The following is a 19,919-nucleotide window of genomic DNA, read 5'->3' as shown; positions in this document are numbered from 1 at the left end:
TGTCCGCGGCCGTCACCGCGGGGACCGGCGCCACCCTCGACGAGGTCGTCGCCGCCGCCCACGAGGCGCGCGAGATCCCCAAGTTCTGACCCCGCCGGACTCCGCGGCGGGATGGTGTCCGGTCGGAGTCGTACCACTGGCCGTGGTAACTACCACTGCCAGTGGTAGTGCCCCGGGCGGACACGGTCCGCCGGGTGTGGGACCGCCGTTCACGGTGTTGCTCCAGTGCCCGCACTGTCCGCGGGTCCGCCGCCTGCCGGCGGGGCTGTCCGTCCGGGCGTGGGACCGCCGTTCACGGTGTTGCTCCAACGCCCGGACTGTCCGCGGGGTCCGCCGCCTGCCGGCGGTGCTGTCCGTCTGGTCGCGGGCGGCGCCGGGGAGGGGTCGGCCCGGCGCCCGTGTTGTCCGGGGTCCGTCGCTTGCCCGGCGGGGCCTGTCCGCCCGGCGCGGGATGGGTGTCCGGTCGGAGCCGTACCACTGGGAGTGGCAACTACCACTCCCAGTGGTAGCGCTCAGGACGGATACCGCCCGCGTGGTCGGCGCCGTTCCCGGCTCGGCTCGGCGCTCGCGATGCCCGGGGTCCCTGCACCAGGCGGGCCGTCCGGCCGTGGGCGGCGCCGTTTCCCGGCTCGGCTCGGCGCTCGCGATGCCCTGGCCCGGCGGGCCGTCCGGCCGTGGGCGGCGCCGTTCACGCGGCGAGTGGGTGGACGGACGCGAGAATCCCGAGGAGCGAACGGAGCCCCCGGCGGCCGATGATGGCCGCCGGAGACTAGCCGGCGGCTTTGGCCAGGGTGGCGAAGAGCATCGTCGTCGAGGTGGCGCCGGGGTCCTGGTGGCCGACCGAGCGCGGCCCGAGGTAGGACGCCCGGCCCTTGCGGGCCTGCAGTGGGATCGTCGCCTCGGCGCCGTCGGCCGCCGCCGCCGCCGCCGCGGCCGTCGCGTCGGCGAGCGAGGAGCCGCCGGCCAGCGCCGCGTCCAGCGCCGCCAGCGCCGGCGTCCAGGCGTCGATCATGGTCTTGTCGCCGGTCTCGGCCTTGCCGAGCCGGATGATCCCGTCCATTCCCGCCCGCAGCGCCGCCGCGAACGCCGTGTCGTCCGCGCTCGCCGCGTCCCCGAGCGCCTTGCCCGCCTCCCGGAACGCCGTCCCGTACAGCGGGCCCGACGCGCCGCCGACGGTCGAGATCAGCGTCCGGCCGACGCCCTTGAGCACGTCGCCGGGGGTGTCCCCGGCCAGCTTGGCGACGGCCTGGGTGAGACCACGGCTCATGTTCGAGCCGTGGTCACCGTCCCCGATCGCCTGGTCGAGCTTGGTCAGCTCGTCCTTCGCGGCGGTGACCGAGTCCGCGAACCCGGTCACCCACGATCGTGCGAGCTCGGCGTCGACCGGCAACTCAGACTCCCCAGCGCAGGCCCGGTGTGCTGACCGGAGCGTCCCACAGCCGGGTGAGCTCCTCGTCGAGCTTGGTGAGCGTGAGCATGCAGCCGGCCATGTCCAGGCTGGTCACGTAGTTGCCGACCAGCGACCGGGCGATCGTGATGCCTTGGCCGTCGAGGATCTTGGCCACCTCGGCCAGCATGATGTAGAGCTCGATCTGCGGGGTGGCGCCCATCCCGTTCATGATCACCAGCGCGTTGTCGCCGCGGCTGAGCGTGCCGTCGTCGAGGATCGCCTGGGTCGCGATCGCGGCCAGCTCGGAGGCCGGCCCGATCGGCCGCCGCTCCCGGCCCGGCTCGCCGTGGATGCCGATGCCGATCTCGATCTCGTTCTCGGTGAGCTCGAAGCTCGGCGTCCCGGCCGCGGGCACCGTGCACGCGCTCAGCGCGATGCCGAAGCTGCGGCTGGCCTCGTTGGCCTTGCGGGCGATGCCGGCGACCTGCTCCAGGTCGGCGCCGGTCGCGGCCAGCGCGCCGGCGGCCTTCTCGACCACGACGGTGCCGCCGGTGCCCCGTCGGCCGGCCGTGTACGTGCTGTCCTGGACGGCGACGTCGTCGTCCACCACGACGGCCTCGACCTTGATCCCGTCGTCGTCGGCGAGCTCGGCCGCGAGCTGGAAGTTCAGCACGTCGCCGGTGTAGTTCTTCACGATGTGCAGGACCCCGGCGCCGCCGGAGACGGCGGTGGTCGCGGCCCCGATCTGGTCCGGTGTCGGCGAGGTGAACACCTCGCCCGCGACGGCGGCGGTGAGCATGCCGGGACCGACGAACCCGCCGTGCAGCGGTTCGTGCCCGGACCCGCCGCCGGAGATCACGCCGACGGTGTTCTGCAGCGGGGCGTCGCCCCGCACGACGATGCGGTTCTCGAGGTCCACCCGCAGCTCGGGATGGGCGACGGCCATCCCCCGCAGGGCGTCGAGGACGACGTCGGCGGGGTCGTTGATGAGCTTCTTCACCCGGGTGATCCCCCTGTGATCGGCGATGTTTCCGCACCATGTCAGCGTGGCGTCCGCTCGGTCAAGGTCAACAGTCGGACGTACGTCACGTCGGCGATTCCCTGGAACTCGAACCCGTCGCGCCGTACCGTTCCAGGTGGTGGCGCTCCGTGCCGGAACGCTCCCCGGGAGGCCCTGACGTGTCGAGCAGTCGACGGCGAGGGGGCCGGCACCAGCCCCCGCGTGGGCGTGCCGGACCTTCGAGATCGGGCGTTGGTGCGCGTCCCACAGGGAGGGCCTGTGGCCGACCGCCGCACGACCGAATCCCGCAAGACCTACGTCCTCGACACCAGCGTGTTGCTCTCCGATCCGGGAGCCTGGGCACGTTTCGGTGAGCACGAGGTCGTTCTGCCCCTCGTCGTGATCAGCGAGTTGGAAGGGAAGCGGCACCACCCCGAGCTCGGCTGGTTCGCCCGCCAGGCCCTGCGCATGCTGGACGATCTGCGCGTGGCCCACGGCCGGCTGGACGCCCCGGTCCCCGTCGGAGACGGCGGCGGCACCCTGCACGTCGAGCTGAACCACAGCGACCTGTCCGTCCTGCCGGCCGGCTTCCGCCGGTCCTCCGAGGAGGGCGCCGACAACGACTCCCGGATCCTCGCGGTCGCCCGCAACCTCGCCGCCGACGGGCGCGCCGTCGTGCTCGTCTCCAAGGACATGCCGATGCGGGTCAAGGCGTCCGCGGTGGGCGTGCCGGCGGACGAGTACCGGGCGCAGCTCGCCGTCGACTCCGGCTGGACCGGCATGGTCGAGCTGGAGGTGGGCGAGGACGAGATCGGCGCGCTCTACTCCGACGAGCGCATCGACCTGCCCGCGGCCGCCGCGTTGCCCTGCCACACCGGGCTCCGGCTGCTGTCGGCCCGCGGCTCGGCGCTGGCCCGGGTCACCGCGGACAAGCAGGTCAAGCTGGTCCGCGGCGACCGGGAGGCGTTCGGCCTGCACGGGCGCTCGGCCGAGCAACGGGTCGCGCTCGACCTGCTGCTCGACCCCGAGGTCGGGATCGTCTCGCTCGGCGGCCGGGCCGGCACCGGCAAGTCGGCGCTGGCGCTGTGCGCCGGGCTGGAGAACGTGCTGGAGCGGCGGGCGTTCAAGAAGGTCGTCGTCTTCCGCCCGCTGTACGCGGTGGGCGGCCAGGACCTCGGCTACCTGCCCGGCTCCGAGGGCGAGAAGATGGCGCCCTGGGCCCAGGCGGTCTTCGACACACTCGGCGCGCTGGTCAGCAAGGAGGTCCTGGACCACGTGCTGGACAGCGGCATGATCGAGGTGCTGCCGCTGACGCACATCCGCGGCCGGTCGCTGCACGACTCGTTCGTCATCGTCGACGAGGCGCAGTCGCTGGAGCGCGGGGTGCTGCTGACCGTGCTGTCCCGGCTGGGGGCCGGCTCCCGCGTCGTACTGACTCACGACGTGGCGCAGCGAGACAACCTGCGGGTCGGCCGGCATGACGGCGTCGCGGCGGTCATCGAGGCGTTGAAGGGGCATCCGCTGTTCGCGCACGTGACGCTGACCCGCTCCGAGCGGTCGCCGATCGCGGCCCTCGTCACCGAGATGCTGGAAGACCTCCCGCTGTAGCCGCTCGTGCCGCCCGCCCCCGGACCCCGGTCCGGGGGCGGGCTACGTTCGGTCCCGTGCACGCGTTCGACGTGTTGGGGGATCCGGTACGGCGCCGGATCCTGGAACTGCTGGCCGGCGGCGAGCGCTCCGCCGGTGCGCTCGGCGCGGTCGTCCGGCCCGAGTTCGGCATCTCCCAGCCCGCGGTCTCCCAGCACCTGCGCGCCCTGCGGGAGGCCGGCTTCGTCCGGGTCCGCCCGGACGGCACGACCCGCTTCTACGCCGCCGACCCGGCCCGGCTGCGCGAGGCCGACGACTGGCTGCGCCCGTTCCGCTAGGGAGCGCCTTACGCATCCGGGCCCGGGTCAGCTCCTGGTCCCGATCCGTACGGCCTCCACCTCGGCCCGGACGCAGCCCTGCCGTTCGAACACCGGGACCGGCGTCGGCGACGACCGCGGGACGGACCATCGGCAAGGGGCATGGCTCAGGCGTCCGGCATCGGGACCTGGACCGGCAGGTACGTCCCGCGCAGGACGAGCAGCCCGCGCCCCTTCGGCATCGGGCCGACCGCGCTGCGCGGCGGCTTGATCCCGAGCAGCTCGCCCTCCATCGGGTGCTCGGGGTTGAGCAGCACGCCGGACTTGGTCTTGCGGGTCTCGACGATGTAGCCGCGGTAACCGTTGACCATCTCGCCGGTGGTCCCGGCGACGACCAGCGCCCGCTGCCCGTCCCGGCCCTCCCGCAGCACCGCCTCGAACGCCGGCGCGCAAGGCGCGTCGACCAGCAGCTCGCCGTCGTCGACGAGCACCGCGACCGGGCCCAGGGCCAGGTCCAGCGCGCCGTACAGGTCCTGCTCGGTGGGGGTGCCGGTGAGCACGCCGAGCACGCCGGGCGTCCCGGCCAGGTGCCGCAGCGGCGACGGCCGGGGCGTCACGATGACCAGCTCGCTGCCGCCCTCCAGCAACGACCCGGCCACGGTGAGCAGCGCGGTCGACCGGCCGGAGCGGGCCGGCCCGCCGATGACGAACCCGGGCCCGTCGTCGTCGAGGTCGACCCCCATCGGGGCCAGCTCGTCGCCGCCGACGCCGACGAGCGCCCACATCGGGGTGGCCGGCCGCGGCGGCGCCTCCAGCGCCAGTACCTCGCGCAGCGAGATCCGGGCCGGCAGCACGTCCACCCGGGCTGGTCGCTGGGCCCGGGGCACGTACGCGTCCCGCTCCTTGGCCGCGGCCGCGATCCGGTTCAGCGCCCGGACCTGGGCCGGCCCGGACGGGTCCGGGTCGAGCAGCGCCAGCTGGGTCTCCAGCATCGAGTCGTTGCGGAACGCCCGCCCCGGCGGCATCGAGTCGGGCATCTTCTTGGTCAGCAGCCCGGCCAGCCCGTAGTCGTTGCGGTCGCCCATCCGCATGACGAGCTTGTCCTCGATCGTGGTGGGCAGCCGGCCCAGCAGCGCCGAGCGGTCGCCGGCCACGATCGCGCGCAGCCCGACGCTCGGGCCCTCGCGCAGGATCCGCAGCACGTTCTGGGTCAGCCGGCCGCCGTCGAGCTCGTCGAAGGAGGCCATGAAGCCCTCCCACCGGTCGAGCAGGAACACCAGGTACGGCAGGCGCTCCTCGGGCGGGGCGGCGGCGCGCTGCTCGGCCAGCGAGCCGTACCCGTGCTGGGCGAGCAGGACCTGCCGCCGGGCGATCTCGGCCAGCAGCACGGTGAGCAGCCGGTCGGTCCGGTCGACCTGGTCGCGGGAGACGACCGCGCCGCAGTGCGGCAGCTCGACCAGCGGCATCATCGCGGCGTTGCCGCAGTCCAACGCGTACAGATGGACGTCGCGGCAGCTGGTGAGCTTGGCGATGCTGCCGGCGATCGTGCGCAGAGCCGTGGACCGGCCCGACCGCGGCGCGCCGGCCAGGATCAGGTGACTGCCGTGCTCGATGTCCAGCAGCAGCGGCGACTGGGCCTGGTCGGCCGGCCGGTCCTCCATCCCGAACGGCACCGCCGGCACCCGCCCGGACGGGTCGGCCGGCGCCGGCCGCCCGTCGGCGCTCAGCAGGTCCTCGAGCGAGAGCTCCTCGCTCAGCGCCGGCAGCCAGGGGCTGCGGTAGCGCGGCACCCCGGACCGGACCGTCGCGTCCTTGATCGCCTCGACCAGCACCTGCAGGTCGGTCTCCATGTTCGAGTCGTCCTCGGAGACCTGCGGCCGCTCGATCGGCGCGTCCAGCCGGTCCCAGCCGACCACGCCGGCGAACGCGGGCGGCGGACCGGCCACCGCACCGGGCCGGCGACCGCCGACCCGGCCGGCCTGGAAGGCGGTCAGCGCCGAGAAGCCGGTCCGCGCGTACGCCCGGCCGGGGGTGCTCTTGGAGATGCGGGCCGACTCGCGGCTGTCGATGACGTCGGTGGACTCGGCATCGTCGGTGACCCGCAGCGCGATCCGCAGGTTGGTGTTGGCCCGGATCACCGGCGACACCACGCCGGAGGGTCGCTGGGTCGCGAGGATCAGGTGCACCCCGAGCGACCGGCCCCGCATCGCGATCCCGACCAGGCCGGTGACGAACTCCGGCAGCTCCTCCACCAGCGAGGCGAACTCGTCGATGATCAGGATCGTGCGCGGCATCGGGTCCGTCTCGAAGCCCGGCGGCGGGACGAAGTCGGGGCGGTCGATGGTGTCCCAGTAGTCCTCGACGTCCTTGGCCCCGACCACGCCGAGGACGTGCTCGCGCCGCTTGAGCTCGGCGTTGAGCGACTGCAGGGCGCGCTCGGTGAGGTGGCCGTCGAGGTCGGTGACCATGCCGACGGTGTGCGGCAGGTCCACGCAGTCCTTGAACGCCGCGCCGCCCTTGTAGTCGATGAGCACGAACGTCATCGCGTCCGGCGGGTTGCCCACCGCCAGCGAGGCGATGATCGACTGCAGCAGCTCGGACTTGCCGGAACCGGTGGTGCCGGCGACGAGCGCGTGCGGCCCGTCCTTCTTCATGTCGACGGTGAACGGGCCCGTCGCGGACTCGCCGATCGGCGCCGCGGTGGTCCGGCCGTTGGCCCGCCAGAGCTGGCTGATCCGGTCCGCGGCCGGCGGCTCCAGGTCGAGCACGTCCAGCAGCCGCAGCGACGTCGGCAGCGCGCTGTCGTCCTCCTCCCGGCTGACGTCGCGGACCGCGGTCATCGCCCGGGCGACCCGCTCGCACCAGGCCACGCTGACCTGATCGGCGAGCACCCCGGTGACCCGGTCGCCGAACGCGCGCCGCACGGTCATCCCGACCGGCTCGCCGGGCTGGTAGCTGGCGACCACCCGGCACTCCTCGGGCAGCAGCCGCTCCTCCGCGTCCAGGCAGATCGCGAAGACGCCGACCGCGGGCCCGTCCTGCAGCACCACCGGCATCCCGGGCAGCGAGCGCAGCTGCCGGGCCCCGTCGAGCACGACCAGCACGACCGGCACCCGGGCCACGTCGAACCCGCGCTGGGCGGCGTCGATCGCGGCCTGGCGCTGCTGCACCATGCCGGCCAGCTCGCTGATCCGGCGGGCGGTGGTCCCGGCCGAGCTGCCGGTCAGCGACACGGCCTCCCGGTTGTCCGGGCGGGTGTGCGGCAGCCAGCGGGTCCACTCCCAGTCGGCGCGGCCGTCGGCGTCGGTGAGCACGATGATCGACAGGTCGCGAGGGCTGTGCAGCACGGCGGCCTGGGCGACCAGCCAGCGCGCGGTCGCGTGCACCTCGCGGGCCGGCCCGGCGACGCCGAGCACGCCGCCCGCGTCCATCAGCGGCACGGTGACCGGGACGTCCTCGAGCATCGGCTGCTCGGGCCGGTCCTTGGCCGACCCGCCGGTCAGCTCGATCGCGGAGCGCAGCTTGGCGCTGCCGACCCGCAGCAGCAGCCGGTCGGAGTCCCAGCGCCGCCGTTCCCACAGCCGCCGTCGTGGGCCGAGCGCGGTCACCAGCACGGCGGCGGGGTCGGGTGCGTCGTACCGGCGCATCCGGCGCTCCCACCGGGCCGCGTCGGTGACCTTCTTGCGGGCCTCGGCCAGGTCGCGCTTGTAGTCGGCCAGCTGCTGCCGGTAGGACCGCTTGCCCTGCTTGCGCTCGGTCAGCCAGCTGCTCAGCAGCAGCACCGGACTCAGCAGCGTGAACAGCAGGAACATCGGCGACTTGGTGATCAGGAACATCGCCACGCCCAGCACCACCGGGGCGAGCGAGGCCAGCAGCGGGATCGGCCGCTTCTGCCCGTCGGTCGGCTCGGCCGGCATCTCCACCGTCACGCTGGAGGGCGCCGGAGGCAGCCGGGGCGGCCGGTTGTACGCCAGCCCGCCGTCCTCGCTCGGCACCAGCGCGGCGTCCGGCGCCTCGGCCGGGACCACGGTCAGCCGCGTCGTGCCGACCGCGACGACCTGGCCCGGCTGCAGCGAGCGCGGCTCGGTCAGCGGCCGGCCCTCGATCGTGACCGGTCCGGCCCCGTCGTACGGCGTCCAGCGCACCTCCTGCGGGGTGACCAGCAGCCGGGCCTGGCGCGGCGCGACGGTGGGATCGGCCACGTACGCCTCGGCGTCGTGGGCGCTGCCGAACACGAACTCGCCCAGCGGCAGCCGGTGCACCCGGCCGGAGTCGGGGCCGCCGACGATCCGGACCTCGGCCACGCCGCCGACGTCGGGGTCGTGCACGCCGAGGCCCACCGGACCGCCGAGGCCGACCACCGCGCCCTCGCGCAGCGGGCTGACGGTCATGGGGAGGGAGGGGTCGACCGGGCGGCCGGCGATCCAGACGTCGGCACCGGCGGGACCGGTCGGGCCGTAGCCCTCGACGAAGGCCGGCAGCCCGAGGGCGTCGCGCAGCGCGCGGGCCGCGTCGGCGACGGTGCTGTCCTTCTCCACGATCAGGACCACGTCCGCGGACCGGCCGCTGCGGGCGTCCACGGCGGTCAGCTGTACGTCCACCCCGCTCACCTCCGGCGGAGCAGCTTAGGCCACTCCGTCCATTTAGTGAGTTTCGTTGTCCACAAGCGGACGGGTTGCCCACAGGCGGTGACTAGGGCGCTGGAATGCTCTCGAAAGGTGCTTAGACTGCCTCCCGACCCCGCCGGCCCCCCGACCGGAGCGACGATTCATGAGCACCCAAACCACGAACGGTGAGCTGCCCACCCGTGCCGCCAGACGCGCGGCCGGCGGTGCCCCGACGCTGCACGGCGACCGGCTTCCGGTCTCCTCCCGGCAGCGCCGGCCCATGCTGGCGCTGCTCGCGCTCGTGCTCATCCTCGGCGGCGCGGCGCTGGCCGCGACACTCGTTCTGAGCAGCGGGAAGAAGCAGGAATACCTGCTGGTCAGCCACGACGTCGCGCTGGGTCAGACGCTCACCGCGAGTGACTTCAAGCAGCAGGCGCTGGCGTCGACCAACTCCTCGGTGTTCGCCCCGGTGCCGGTCGCCGACTTCTACAGCCGGGTCGACGGCAAGAAGGCGCTGGTCGCGCTGACCAAGGGCTCGTTGCTGACCCAGGGCACGTTCGGCCCGGAGGTCACCCCGGCGGTCGGGCTCGGCCAGCTGTCGCTCACCGTCCCCGAGGGCCGCTACCCCGCCGGCATCGCCGCCGGCGACGTGGTCAAGGTGCTCTACACGCCGAGCAACGCGAACACGAACAACAACTCCAACCTGGCGCCCGGCGAGAAGCCGATGCCGCGCGGCAGCACGCTCGTCGCGGCGGCGTTCGTGACGAGCGTCGGCACCAGCTCGTCCGGGCAGAACGGTGTGATCGTCGGCATCGACATAAAGAACGTCGAGCGGGCCGACTCACCCAACGCCGGCCTGCCCGCGGTCGCCGCCGCCAACGCGGCCAACGCGATCACCGTGGTCCGGCTCGACCCCGGCCACGATTACGACAAGGGGGCCGGTTAGTGCCCCTGATCGTCGTGGCCTCGGACAAGGGATCGCCCGGGGTCACCACCACCGCGGTCACGCTGGCCGCGGTCTGGCCCCGGCGGGCGCTGCTCGCCGAGCTCGACCCGTCCGGCGGCGACGTCGCGCTGCGCCTGCGGGGCCCGCGCGGAGCCCCGCTCTCGCCGGAGACCGGGCTGATCAGCCTGGCCGTCGGCGTCCGCCGCGGGACCCGGCCGGAGCAGGTCTTCGAGCACGTGCAGCGACTCGACGGCGGGCTCGAGGTGATCGTCGGGCTGTCGGCGGGCGAGCAGGGCAGCGGCCTGACCGGGCTCTGGGGTCCGGTCGGCGAGCTGCTGGACCGGGCTCCGGGGGTGGACGTGATCGCCGACTGCGGCCGGCTCTACGCGGGCTCGCCGGCCGCGGACGTGCTGACCTCGGCGGCCGCGGTCGTGCTGGTGACCCGGCCGACCATCGACGCGGTCGCGCACCTGCGGGCCCGGGCCGGGGCCGTGCTGCGCGACCTGGAGCGGCGCCCCGGCCGGCCGCCGCTGGTCTTCGCCGTGGTCGTCACCAGCCCGCGCGACGACACCTCGCCCAAGCAGATCGACACCGTGCTGCGCCAGGCCGGGCTGCCGATCCCGGTGCTCGGCCGGGTCGCGCTCGACCCGAAGGGCGCCGGGCTGCTGTCCGGGGAGTGGGTCGGCCGGCTGGACAAGTCGTTGCTGGTCCGCTCCACCCGGGAGATCGCCGGCCAGCTGGCCGGCCGCCTGGCCGCGCCGGTCGGGCGGTGACGGCGTGATGGATCACGCGCTGGTGCGCCGGATGCGTACCGAGGTGGCCGAGCAGATCGCCGGGCAGCGTCGCGACGACGCGGTGCTCGGCCTGGCGATGAGCGCCGAGGACGAGCGGCAGTACGCGCGGTCGCTCATCGCCCGCGCCCTGGCCTCGCACGCGCGGGTCGAGCTGGAGTCCGGGCGGATCCCGCCCAGCGCCGAGGAGGAGGAAGACCTCGCCGCCGCGGTGCACGCCGCGCTCTACGGGGTCGGCCGGCTGCAGCCGCTGCTGGACGACCCGATGGTGGAGAACGTCGACATCAACGGCTGCGACCGCGTCTTCGTCGGATACGCGGACGGCCGCGAGCTCATGCTCGACCCGGTCGCGGAGACCGACGAGGAGCTGGTCGAGCTGGTCCAGACGCTCGCGGCGTACTCGGGACTGTCCAGCCGGCCGTTCGACACCGCCAACCCCCAGCTGGACCTGCGGCTGCCGGACGGATCCCGGCTCTCGGCCGTCATGGAGGTCACCAGGCGCCCGGCGGTCTCGATCCGGCGGGCCCGGCTGCCCAAGGTGTTCCTGTCCGACCTGGTCGGCAACGGGACCATCGACGAGGGGCTGGCCGCGTTCATGCAGGCCGCGGTGCAGGCCCGCAAGAACATCATGATCGCCGGGTCCACCAACGCCGGGAAGACGACGCTGCTGCGGGCGCTGGCCAATGAGATCCCGCCGCACGAGCGGCTGATCACGGTGGAGCGGGCGCTGGAGCTCGGCATGGACGAGTTCCAGGACCTGCACCCCAACGTGGTCGCGTTCGAGGAGCGGCTGGCCAACTCCGAGGGCCAGGGCCAGATCTCGATGGCCGAGCTGGTCCGCCGCTCGCTGCGGATGAACCCCAGCCGGGTCATCGTCGGTGAGGTCCTCGGCGACGAGATCGTGACCATGCTCAACGCGATGAGCCAGGGCAACGACGGCTCGCTGTCCACGATCCACGCCAACAGCTCGTCCGAGGTGTTCAACCGCATCGCGACGTACGCGTTGCAGGCGGCCGAGCACCTGCCGATCGAGGCCTCGCACATGCTCATCGCGGGCGCGATCAACTTCGTGGTCTTCATCGAGCGGCGCAACGCCTACAGCAGCGGCGGCGGGCTGAGCCGGTTCGTCAACAGCGTGCGCGAGGTCAACGGCATCGACGGCCGGGTCACCTCCAGCGAGATCTGGGCCCCCGGCCCGGACGGCCGGGCCCGGCCGGCGGCGCCGATCCAGTGCATCGCCGACCTGGAGGCCGTCGGCTACCGGCCGGACGACTACGGGAGGTGGTCGGGGTGATCGGCTCCGACATGCTGCTCGCGCTGTTCGGCGGGGCGGTCGCCGGCGGCGGCCTGCTGCTGCTCATCGCGTCGCTGGTCGGCTGGACGCCGAAGGAGTCGACCGGCCCCTCGCTCAGCGACCGGCTCGACGCCGGCGACCTCGGCCGCCGGCTGCTGCTCGGCGGCGGGCTGGGGATCGTGGCGCTGCTCGCGACCGGCTGGCTCGTCGTCGCGATCGGGGTCGGGCTGCTCGGGTTCTTCGCCACGGCGCTGTTCGGCGGCGCCGCGCACGGCCGGGCCGAGGTGCTGCGGCTGGAGGGGCTCGCGTCCTGGACCGAGTCGCTGCGGGACACGATCGCCGGCGCGGTCGGGCTGGAGCAGGCGATCCCGGCCTCGTACAACGCCGCCGCGCCGATCCTCAAGCCCCAGCTGGCGCTGCTCATCGACCGGCTGCACACCCGCGAGCCGCTGCCGGACGCGCTGCTGAAGTTCGGCGACGACCTCAACGACCCCGGGGCCGACCTGATCCTGGCCGCGCTCGTGCTCAACGCGCGGCTGCGCGGGCCGGGTCTGCGCGACGTGCTCACCGCGCTCTCGCAGGCGGCGCGCGAGGAGATGGACATGCGCAACCGGATCGAGGCCAGCCGGGCCTCGACCCGGCGCAGCGTGCAGATCATCACGATCCTGACCCTGATCGTGGTCTTCGGGCTGCGCTTCATCAACCCTGACTACGTCCAGCCGTACGACTCCTTCGCCGGGCAGGTGACGCTGGCCGTGGTCTGCGGCATCTTCGCGGCCGGCTTCCTCTGGCTGCGCCGGCTCTCGAAGTACGACACGGCGCGGCGGTTCCTGGACGGCCGGACCGACCGCCGGACGCTCGACCGGGTGGGGCTGCCGTCGTGATCCTGTCCATGGACGTGCTCTACGCGATGATCGCGGGCGCCGTGGTCGGCCTCGGCCTGCTGGCGTTCGTGCTGGCGCTGCGCCCGGCCCGCCCGACCATCGCGGCCGGCATCGCCCGGCTCGACGCCGACCGGCAGCCGGCCCGGTTCTCGGTCTCCGACGCGATCCTCACCAACGAGGGCCTCTCGGACTGGCGGGTCCGACTCGGCTCCCGGCTGGCCGCGGGCTTCGAGGCCCGCGGGCTCCGGGTCCAGTCGCTGCGCTCGGACCTGGCCGTGCTCGGCCGCTCGCTGGAGGGGTTCCTGGCCAGCACGGTGCTCTTCGGTGTCGGGGGCCTGCTGTTCGGACCGGTCCTGGCCACCGCCGCGGCCGCGGCCGGGATCTCGCTGGGGCTGAGCGTCTCCCTCGGTATGGCGCTGCTGTTCGCGCTGCTGGGGGCGCTGCTGCCGCTCGCGGCGGTCCGGAAGGAGGCGGCCTCCCGCCGCCAGGACTTCCGGCACGCGGTCGGCGCCTTCCTCGACCTGGTCTCGATGAACCTGGCCGGCGGCCGGGGCGTGCCGGAGGCGCTGACCGCCGCCGCCGCCATCGGTGGTGGCTGGCCGTTCGCCCGGCTGCGCGACACCCTCGCGTTCGCCCGACTGCAGGGCCTCACCCCGTGGGCGGCCCTCGGCCGCCTCGGGGACGAGGTCGGCCTCAACGAGCTGCGCGACCTCGCCGCCGCGCTGACGCTCGTCGCTGACGACGGCGCCAAGATCCGTGACTCGCTGGCCGCCCGGGCCGCGACGCTGCGCCGCCGGGAGCTGGCCGAGATGGAGGGCCGGGCAGGTGAGAGATCCCAGTCGATGCTGGTCGCCCAGATGCTCATCGTGCTGGGATATCTCCTTTTTCTGGCCTACCCGGCAGTAAGTCGGATTTTGTAGGTTCGGGCGGAACCGCACGCAGGTACCATTCGTCGGTCCGTCCGCGTTACCGCCCGAAACGAGCAACCAGGGAGAGGCTGTGTCGAACTTCCTCGACAACCCGATCGTGGCGTTCACGCTGGCGTATATCCGGACTCGGGTGGAACCGCTGCGCGAGAAGAGCGACCGGGGTGCGTCCGCGCTGGAGACCGCGATCATCGCCGCGGTGCTCATCGCCGCGGCTGTCCTGATCGGCGGCATCGTGTATCAGAAGGTCACCGACGCCGGCAACATCGTGAAGAACGAAGACATCCCGGGCCAGTGAGCCGGCGGCCGCTGCGGCGGTCGCGCACCGCCCGGCAGGAGCGCGGCTCGACGTCGCTGGAGTTCGCGATGCTGTCGGTGGTGTTCCTGCTGCTGGTGTTCCTCACGGTCCAGGCCGCGCTCTACTACCACGCCCGCAACGTGATCAAGGCCGAGGCCGAGGGGACCGCCCGGGCGGTGCGGGCGTACCCGTCCAACGTGCAGCTGGAGGACTCCGTGCCCAGCCCGGCCCAGGTCCAGGCCCTGGCCCAGTCCAGCGCGCTGGCGCAGTGGCAGTTGCTGGACGACAGCGGCGACACCACCAGCCGGCCGGTCGCGGTCGGCACCGTCGACAACGCCACCAACCAGGTCCGGATCACGGTCACGGCCAACCCGATCTTGATCATCCCCGGGTTGTTCGGCGGCGACAAGCTCACCATCACGGCGACGGCCGGCGGGCCGTTCGAGATCTTCAAGCGATCGGGAGACACCTGAGCATGACCAGGACGGCGGACAGGGCGGCGCGGCGGCGCGAGCGGGGATCGTTCTCGCTCGAGCTGGCCGTGCTCGCGCCGACGCTGCTGCTGGTGATCTCGTTCATCATCTCGGTCGGCCGGGTCACCGAGGGCCGGGCCGCGGTCCAGGGTGCCGCGCGGGACGCCGCCCGGGCCGCGACGATCAACCACAACGGCACCGCCGAGCAGGCCGCCCTGGATGCGTACGCGGCGGCCACCGCCAACCGCGACTGCGACCCGCTCGGCCTCAACCCGGTCGTCCCGGCGCCCGGCGGCCGGGTCACCGCGACCGCGACCTGCCGGGTGACCACGCTCTGGGGCAAGCAGACGATCACGGCCCAGGCCGCGTCCGTGGTCGACATCTTCCGGGGGACGAACTGATGCGCAGCCGGCGCGACCGCGGCTCCGCGGCGCTGTTCGTGGCGATCTTCGCGCCCGCGATGATCTTCATGGCCGGGCTGGTGATCGACGGCGGGGCCGGCCTGGCCGCGAAGCAGCGGGCCGCGGACATCGCCGAGTCCGCCGCCCGGGCGGCGGCCGGCCAGTGCGATGTCGCGACGCTGCGGGACCTGGGCGACTGCCGGGTCTTCGACAGCAACAACGACGCCCGCCAGGCCGCCGCGCAGTACGCGAACAACCTCAGCGGCGTGACCTGGACGATGGCCTTCACCCGACCCGTCGGGGACGCACGAGGCGGGTTCCACGGCGTCACCGTGACCGTGCAGATCAAGTTTCAGACGACGCTCCTCGGCATCGTGCCGAAGTTCAAGGAGCTGGAGGTCAACGCCACGGCGGAGGCCATCGCGGTGACCGGGTTGTGAGGGGCGGACAACGGTGAGCAAGACGATGTCGACGGCGCCGCTGGACGGCGCCCGCCGGGTCAAGCGGCGCGGTGACACGCTGCGCGGGCTGGTCTCCGGGGTGCTGCTGCTCGGCATCGCGCTGGGCATCCCGGTCGCGCTGGTGCTCGTCGTCGGCAACCCGATTCCGGTGATCCCGCGGGACCCGGTGGGCGGGCAGCTCCCGATCGAGTTCGTGCTCGACGTCATCGTCTGCATCGTCTGGCTGGCCTGGGCCCAGCTGGTGTCCTGCCTGATCGTCGAGCTCGTCGCGGGCGTACGGGGGAGCGGGCTGCCCTGGCGGGTGCCGTTCGCCGCGGCCGCCCAGCAGGACTTCGCCCGCCGGCTCATCACCGCGGTACTGCTGCTGGCCACCGCCGGGCACGGGCTGCAGAGCGCGCACGCGCCGAGCGGTCCGCCCACCGCCGCGCCGGCCGCGGTGGCCTCGGTGTCCGGCGCGTTCGCCCAGGTCGCGAGCCAGACGGTCGGACAGGCCGACGCCGCCGCGCGGCAGGCGGACGCGGCTCAGGTGCCGGCGCCCAGCAGTGCCTCGGCGGGGATGCTGCACGGCGCCAAGCAGTACGTGGTGATGCCGCCGCAGGGCCGCCACCACGACAGCCTCTGGGACATCTCCGAGCGCTACCTCGGCTCCGGCATCCGCTACCGCGAGGTCTTCGAGCTGAACCAGGGCCGGCTGCAGCCGGACGGGTCGAAGCTCACCCTGGAGAGCCTGATCCGCCCGGGCTGGACGCTGGTGCTGCCGGCCGACGCCCGCGGTGCGGGCCTGATCGAGATCACCCCGCAGCTGTCCGGCGCGGAGCCGGCCGCCGGCGTGACCACCCCGGCCGGATCCGGTTCGCTCAGCGGTGCCGGGTCGTCGACGGGCTCGGTCACCGGGACGGTCACCGGCACCGGCGGCGGGTCCGGTTCGCTCAGTGGCGGCGGATCCGTCAACGGGACCGGGTCGGTGAACGGGACCGGCTCTTACGGGGCCGGCTCGATCAACGGAACCGGGCCCGTCAGTGGAACTGGGTCGGTGAACGGGACCGGGTCCGCGAACGGGACCGGCTCGGTCAACGGAGCGGGCTCCGTGAACGGGACCGGGTCGGCGAACGGCTCGGCCGGCTCGGTGTCGCCGACCGGCGGCGCCGGCACCGCGACGCCCGGCCCGCTCGACCGGGCCGCCACCCGGCCCGTCACCGGCGCCGCCCAGGCGCCGGAGCGCTCGCCCGAGATCCCCTGGGACCTGGTCGGCGCGGAGCTGCTCGCGGCCGGCGTACTCGAGGTCCTGGTCGCCCTGCGCCGGAAGCGCGCCACCCAGCGCCGGGCCGGGTCCGCGGTCCCGCTGCCCGACGCCGAGGCCGCGGCGGCCGAGGTCGCCGTCCGGCTCGGCGCCGACACCGCCGGCGCCGACTACCTCGACCGCGCGCTGCGGACCCTGGCCCGGACGCTGGCCGAGCACGACCGCCCGGTCCCGGAGGTGTACGCGGCCCGCCTGTCCGAGGACGCGCTGGAGCTGCTGCTCGCGGTGCCGCAGGACCAGGCGCCGCTGCCGTTCACGGCCGAGAACGGCGGCTCCCGCTGGGTGCTGGACCGCTCGACCCAGCTGCCGGCCACGGCCGGCGCCGCCGCGCCGCTGCCGGGGCTGGTCTCCGTCGGCGGCGACGGGCAGGGCCGGATCTTCGTCGACCTGGAGAGCGCGGGCGGTGCCATCTGCGTGGCCGGCGACCTCGACCGGGCCCGCAGCGTGGTCGCCGCGGCCGCGGTCGAGCTGGTCACCAACCGCTGGTCCGACGACATGCGGGTCACGCTGGTCGGCTTCGGCTCGGCGCTGGCGCCGATCAGCGAGGACCGGCTGCGCTGCGTGGACACGCTGGAGGAGGTCGTCGAGGGCGTCACCGACCGGCTCTCGGCCGGCCGGCAGGCGCTGTCCGCGTCCGGGATCGAGTCGGTGCTCACCGGCCGGGTCCGCGGGCTGCGCGGCGACGGCCTGACCCCGGACTTCCTGGTGCTGGCCTCGCCGCCGGCGCCGGAGCAGCTGGCCGAGCTGCAGGACTGGGCCCGCTCGGCCCGGCGGGCGCCGCTGGGCGTGCTCATCGCCGGGGAGGTGCCCGACGCGCGCTGGCGGTTCGCGATCGACGACAAGGGCATGCTCGACACCGGCGTGCTCGGCGTGACCGTGGGCGCGCAGCTGCTCACCGCCCGGTCGTACGCGGCGCTGGCCCGGCTGGTGCGGGCCGAGGCGGCCGCGGCCGCACCGGTGCCGACGACGCCGGCCCCGGTCTGGGCGCCGGTGTCGGCGGTGCCGGAGGAGCCGGTCGAGCAGCTCGCGGTGCCGGCGCTGCCGCGGCCGGTGGACCCGGACCGGGAGCCCGCGGTGCTGCTGCGGATCTTCGGCGAGCCCGGTGTGGACAGCGCCGACCGGCTGCTGCCGGGGACGCCGCTGGCGCTGGAGATCGCCGGCTTCCTCGCGCTCACCGGCGGGGTGACGCCGCGGGCGCTGGCCGCCTCGGTCTGGCCGTACGGGGTGACCGTGGCCGAGCGGGACGCGACGCTGGCCCGGGTCGGCGACTGGCTCGGGACGGACGCCGCCGGGCAGCCGCGACTGCGGCTGGACGAGGACGGGCGGCTGCGGCTGTCGGACGAGGTGCAGCTGGACTGGCACCAGTTCGTGGCGCTGGCCGCGCGCGGCGGCGAGGAGGACGTGCTGCGGGCGCTGGAGCTGGCGCGGGGGCCGCTGGTCGAGCCGCACCTGCCGCGGCGCTACACCTGGATCGCGCGGGACCCGGTGTCGCACCAGATGCCGGCGCTCGTCGCGGACGTGGCGCACCGGGCGGCGGCGGGATACCGCACCGCCGGGCGGCTGGACGGGGCGATCGCCGCGGCCCGGGCCGGGCTGCGGGTCGAGCCGGCGTCCGGGCTGCTCTGGGACGACCTGCTCGAGGGCGTCCGCGAGCGCGACGGCGACGCGGCGGCGAACCGCGTCCTGGCCGACAAGGCGGAGGCCCTCGACGCCCCCCTCACCGACCCCCGCGGAGTCCCCGCCCGCCTCACCGCCTGAGGCGGGCCGGGGAATCGGGGACTACTCGGGGGGGCGGGTCATGGACAGGACGTCGAGTACGCGGTCGAGGTCCTCCTCGCTGATCTTGCCGTCGGCGACGTACCCGCGCTCGATCACGACCTGCCGGATCGTCTTCCGCTCGGCCAGCGACTGCTTCGCCACCTTGGCCGCCTCGTCGTAGCCGATGAAGCGGTTGAGCGGCGTCACCACCGACGGCGAGGACTCGGCCAGCTCCCGGGCCCGCTCGACGTTCGCGGTGATCCCGTCCACGCAGCGGGTGGCGAGCAGCCGGGACGAGGTCGCCAGCAGCCGGGTCGACTCCAGCACGTTGCGGGCGAGCACCGGCAGCATCACGTTGAGCTCGAAGTTGCCGGCCGCCCCCGCGTACGCCACGGTCACGTCGTTGCCGATCACCTGCGCCGCGACCATCTGCACGGCCTCCGGGATGACCGGGTTGACCTTGCCCGGCATGATCGAGGACCCGGGCTGCAGGTCGGGCAGCGCGATCTCGCCCAGACCCGTACGGGGACCGGAGCCCATCCAGCGCAGGTCATTGGTGATCTTGACCAGCCCGACCGCGATCGTGCGCAGCTGCCCCGAGGTCTCGACCAGCGCGTCCCGCGCGCCCTGGGCCTCGAAGTGGTTTCGGGCCTCGGTCAGCGGCAGCCCGGTCTCCTCGGCGATCAGCGCGATGACCTGGGCCGCGAACCCGGCCGGCGCGTTGATCCCGGTGCCGACCGCGGTCCCGCCCAGCGGCAGCTCGGCCAGCCGTGGGAGCGACGACTCGAGGCGCTCGATCCCGTACGACACCTGGGCCGCGTAGCCGCCGAACTCCTGGCCCAGCGTCACCGGGGTCGCGTCCATCAGGTGCGTGCGCCCGGACTTCACCACGGTCGCGAACTCGGCCGACTTCGCCGACAGCGACGCGTGCAGCACCCGCAGTGCCGGGATCAGGTCGTTGACGACCGCGTTGGTGGCGGCGACGTGGATCGCCGAGGGGAACTGGTCGTTGCTCGACAGCGGGTCGTTGACGTCGTCGTTCGGGTGTACGGACGCGCCGCCGAGCCGCTCGGAGGCGAGCGTCGCGATGACCTCGTTCGCGTTCATGTTCGAGGACGTGCCGGAGCCGGTCTGGAACACGTCGATCGGGAACTCCGCGTCCCACTCGCCGGCCGCCACCGACGCGGCCGCGGCCGAGATCGCGGCGGCCTTGTCCGCGTCGAGCAGCCCGCGCTCGGCCCGGACCCGGGCGCCGAAGCCCTTGATCAGCGCCAGCCCGCGGATGAGCTCGCGCTCGACCGGCTGCCCGGAGATCGGGAAGTTCTCCACGGCGCGCTGCGTCTGCGCCCGCCACTTGGCCCGGGCCGGCACCCGGACGTCACCCATCGAGTCGTGTTCGACCCGGAACTCCTCGCTCACCTGCGGCTCCTTCGACGGGGATTGGCCCCGATCCTAGGCAGCGCCGCGAGCCCCGGCCGCGTGAGCC

General features: G+C 74.1%; 15 protein-coding genes and 1 pseudogene. 12 read left to right on the top strand and 4 right to left on the bottom strand.

Annotated elements, in window-relative coordinates; genetic code table 11:
• Positions 1 to 769: 769 nt before the first annotated feature.
• Both dhaL and dhaK read right to left on the bottom strand, forming a co-directional pair.
• A complete protein-coding gene (gene dhaL, locus VGP36_13745) occupies positions 770 to 1,390 on the bottom strand; it encodes a dihydroxyacetone kinase subunit DhaL (GenBank protein ID HEV7655778.1) in 621 nt (206 codons plus the stop codon).
• 1 nt (position 1,391) lies between these two features.
• Positions 1,392 to 2,390, bottom strand: coding sequence for a dihydroxyacetone kinase subunit DhaK (gene dhaK / locus VGP36_13740; GenBank protein ID HEV7655777.1), 999 nt, complete (start codon positions 2,388 to 2,390; stop codon positions 1,392 to 1,394).
• Positions 2,391 to 2,669: 279 nt separating this feature from the next.
• On the opposite strand from dhaK, the gene VGP36_13735 reads away from it, so the two are divergent.
• Complete coding sequence (locus VGP36_13735) at positions 2,670 to 3,998, top strand: PhoH family protein (GenBank protein ID HEV7655776.1); 1,329 nt, start codon at positions 2,670 to 2,672, stop codon at positions 3,996 to 3,998.
• 56 nt (positions 3,999 to 4,054) lie between these two features.
• Positions 4,055 to 4,312, top strand: a pseudogene (locus VGP36_13730) (metalloregulator ArsR/SmtB family transcription factor).
• 149 nt (positions 4,313 to 4,461) lie between these two features.
• Here the strand turns inward: VGP36_13730 and VGP36_13725 are convergent.
• Positions 4,462 to 8,895, bottom strand: a complete 4,434-nt coding sequence (locus VGP36_13725; protein ID HEV7655775.1) for an FtsK/SpoIIIE domain-containing protein — start codon at positions 8,893 to 8,895, stop codon at positions 4,462 to 4,464.
• A gap of 169 nt (positions 8,896 to 9,064) precedes the next feature.
• On the opposite strand from VGP36_13725, the gene VGP36_13720 reads away from it, so the two are divergent.
• From VGP36_13720 to VGP36_13675, 10 genes are all read left to right on the top strand, one after another.
• Positions 9,065 to 9,847 (top strand): hypothetical protein, encoded by a 783-nt coding sequence (locus VGP36_13720; GenBank protein ID HEV7655774.1) that lies wholly within the window; start codon positions 9,065 to 9,067, stop codon positions 9,845 to 9,847.
• Positions 9,847 to 10,620: a hypothetical protein gene (locus VGP36_13715; GenBank protein HEV7655773.1), complete on the top strand. Its 774-nt coding sequence runs from the start codon at positions 9,847 to 9,849 to the stop codon at positions 10,618 to 10,620. Before VGP36_13720 ends, VGP36_13715 begins: the two co-directional genes overlap by 1 nt.
• A 7-nt stretch (positions 10,621 to 10,627) precedes the next feature.
• Complete coding sequence (locus tag VGP36_13710) at positions 10,628 to 11,932, top strand: ATPase, T2SS/T4P/T4SS family (GenBank protein HEV7655772.1); 1,305 nt, start codon at positions 10,628 to 10,630, stop codon at positions 11,930 to 11,932.
• The gene (locus VGP36_13705; protein HEV7655771.1) at positions 11,929 to 12,816 is read left to right on the top strand and encodes a type II secretion system F family protein; all 888 of its coding nucleotides are present in this window, start codon (positions 11,929 to 11,931) and stop codon (positions 12,814 to 12,816) included. Before VGP36_13710 ends, VGP36_13705 begins: the two co-directional genes overlap by 4 nt.
• Positions 12,813 to 13,736 (top strand): type II secretion system F family protein, encoded by a 924-nt coding sequence (locus VGP36_13700; protein HEV7655770.1) that lies wholly within the window; start codon positions 12,813 to 12,815, stop codon positions 13,734 to 13,736. The genes VGP36_13705 and VGP36_13700 overlap by 4 nt, the downstream gene beginning before the upstream one ends.
• 79 nt (positions 13,737 to 13,815) lie before the next feature.
• Positions 13,816 to 14,040, top strand: a complete 225-nt coding sequence (locus VGP36_13695; protein ID HEV7655769.1) for a hypothetical protein — start codon at positions 13,816 to 13,818, stop codon at positions 14,038 to 14,040.
• Positions 14,037 to 14,513, top strand: a complete 477-nt coding sequence (locus tag VGP36_13690) for a TadE/TadG family type IV pilus assembly protein (GenBank protein HEV7655768.1) — start codon at positions 14,037 to 14,039, stop codon at positions 14,511 to 14,513. The genes VGP36_13695 and VGP36_13690 overlap by 4 nt, the downstream gene beginning before the upstream one ends.
• Before the next feature lie 2 nt (positions 14,514 to 14,515).
• Positions 14,516 to 14,914, top strand: coding sequence for a TadE/TadG family type IV pilus assembly protein (locus VGP36_13685; GenBank protein ID HEV7655767.1), 399 nt, complete (start codon positions 14,516 to 14,518; stop codon positions 14,912 to 14,914).
• Positions 14,914 to 15,354, top strand: coding sequence for a pilus assembly protein TadG-related protein (locus tag VGP36_13680; GenBank protein HEV7655766.1), 441 nt, complete (start codon positions 14,914 to 14,916; stop codon positions 15,352 to 15,354). The genes VGP36_13685 and VGP36_13680 overlap by 1 nt, the downstream gene beginning before the upstream one ends.
• Before the next feature lie 13 nt (positions 15,355 to 15,367).
• Positions 15,368 to 18,433 (top strand): hypothetical protein, encoded by a 3,066-nt coding sequence (locus VGP36_13675; protein HEV7655765.1) that lies wholly within the window; start codon positions 15,368 to 15,370, stop codon positions 18,431 to 18,433.
• A gap of 21 nt (positions 18,434 to 18,454) precedes the next feature.
• Here VGP36_13675 and VGP36_13670 read toward each other — a convergent pair whose 3' ends face one another.
• Entirely contained in the window at positions 18,455 to 19,852 is a 1,398-nt protein-coding gene (locus VGP36_13670; protein HEV7655764.1) for a class II fumarate hydratase, read from the bottom strand.
• Positions 19,853 to 19,919 lie beyond the last annotated feature (67 nt).

The organism is Mycobacteriales bacterium, from assembly GCA_035995165.1.
GTDB lineage: Bacteria > Actinomycetota > Actinomycetes > Mycobacteriales > CADCTP01 > CADCTP01.
The sequence above is the reverse complement of the archived record's forward strand: the minus strand, read 5'-3'. Positions and strand labels throughout refer to the sequence as shown.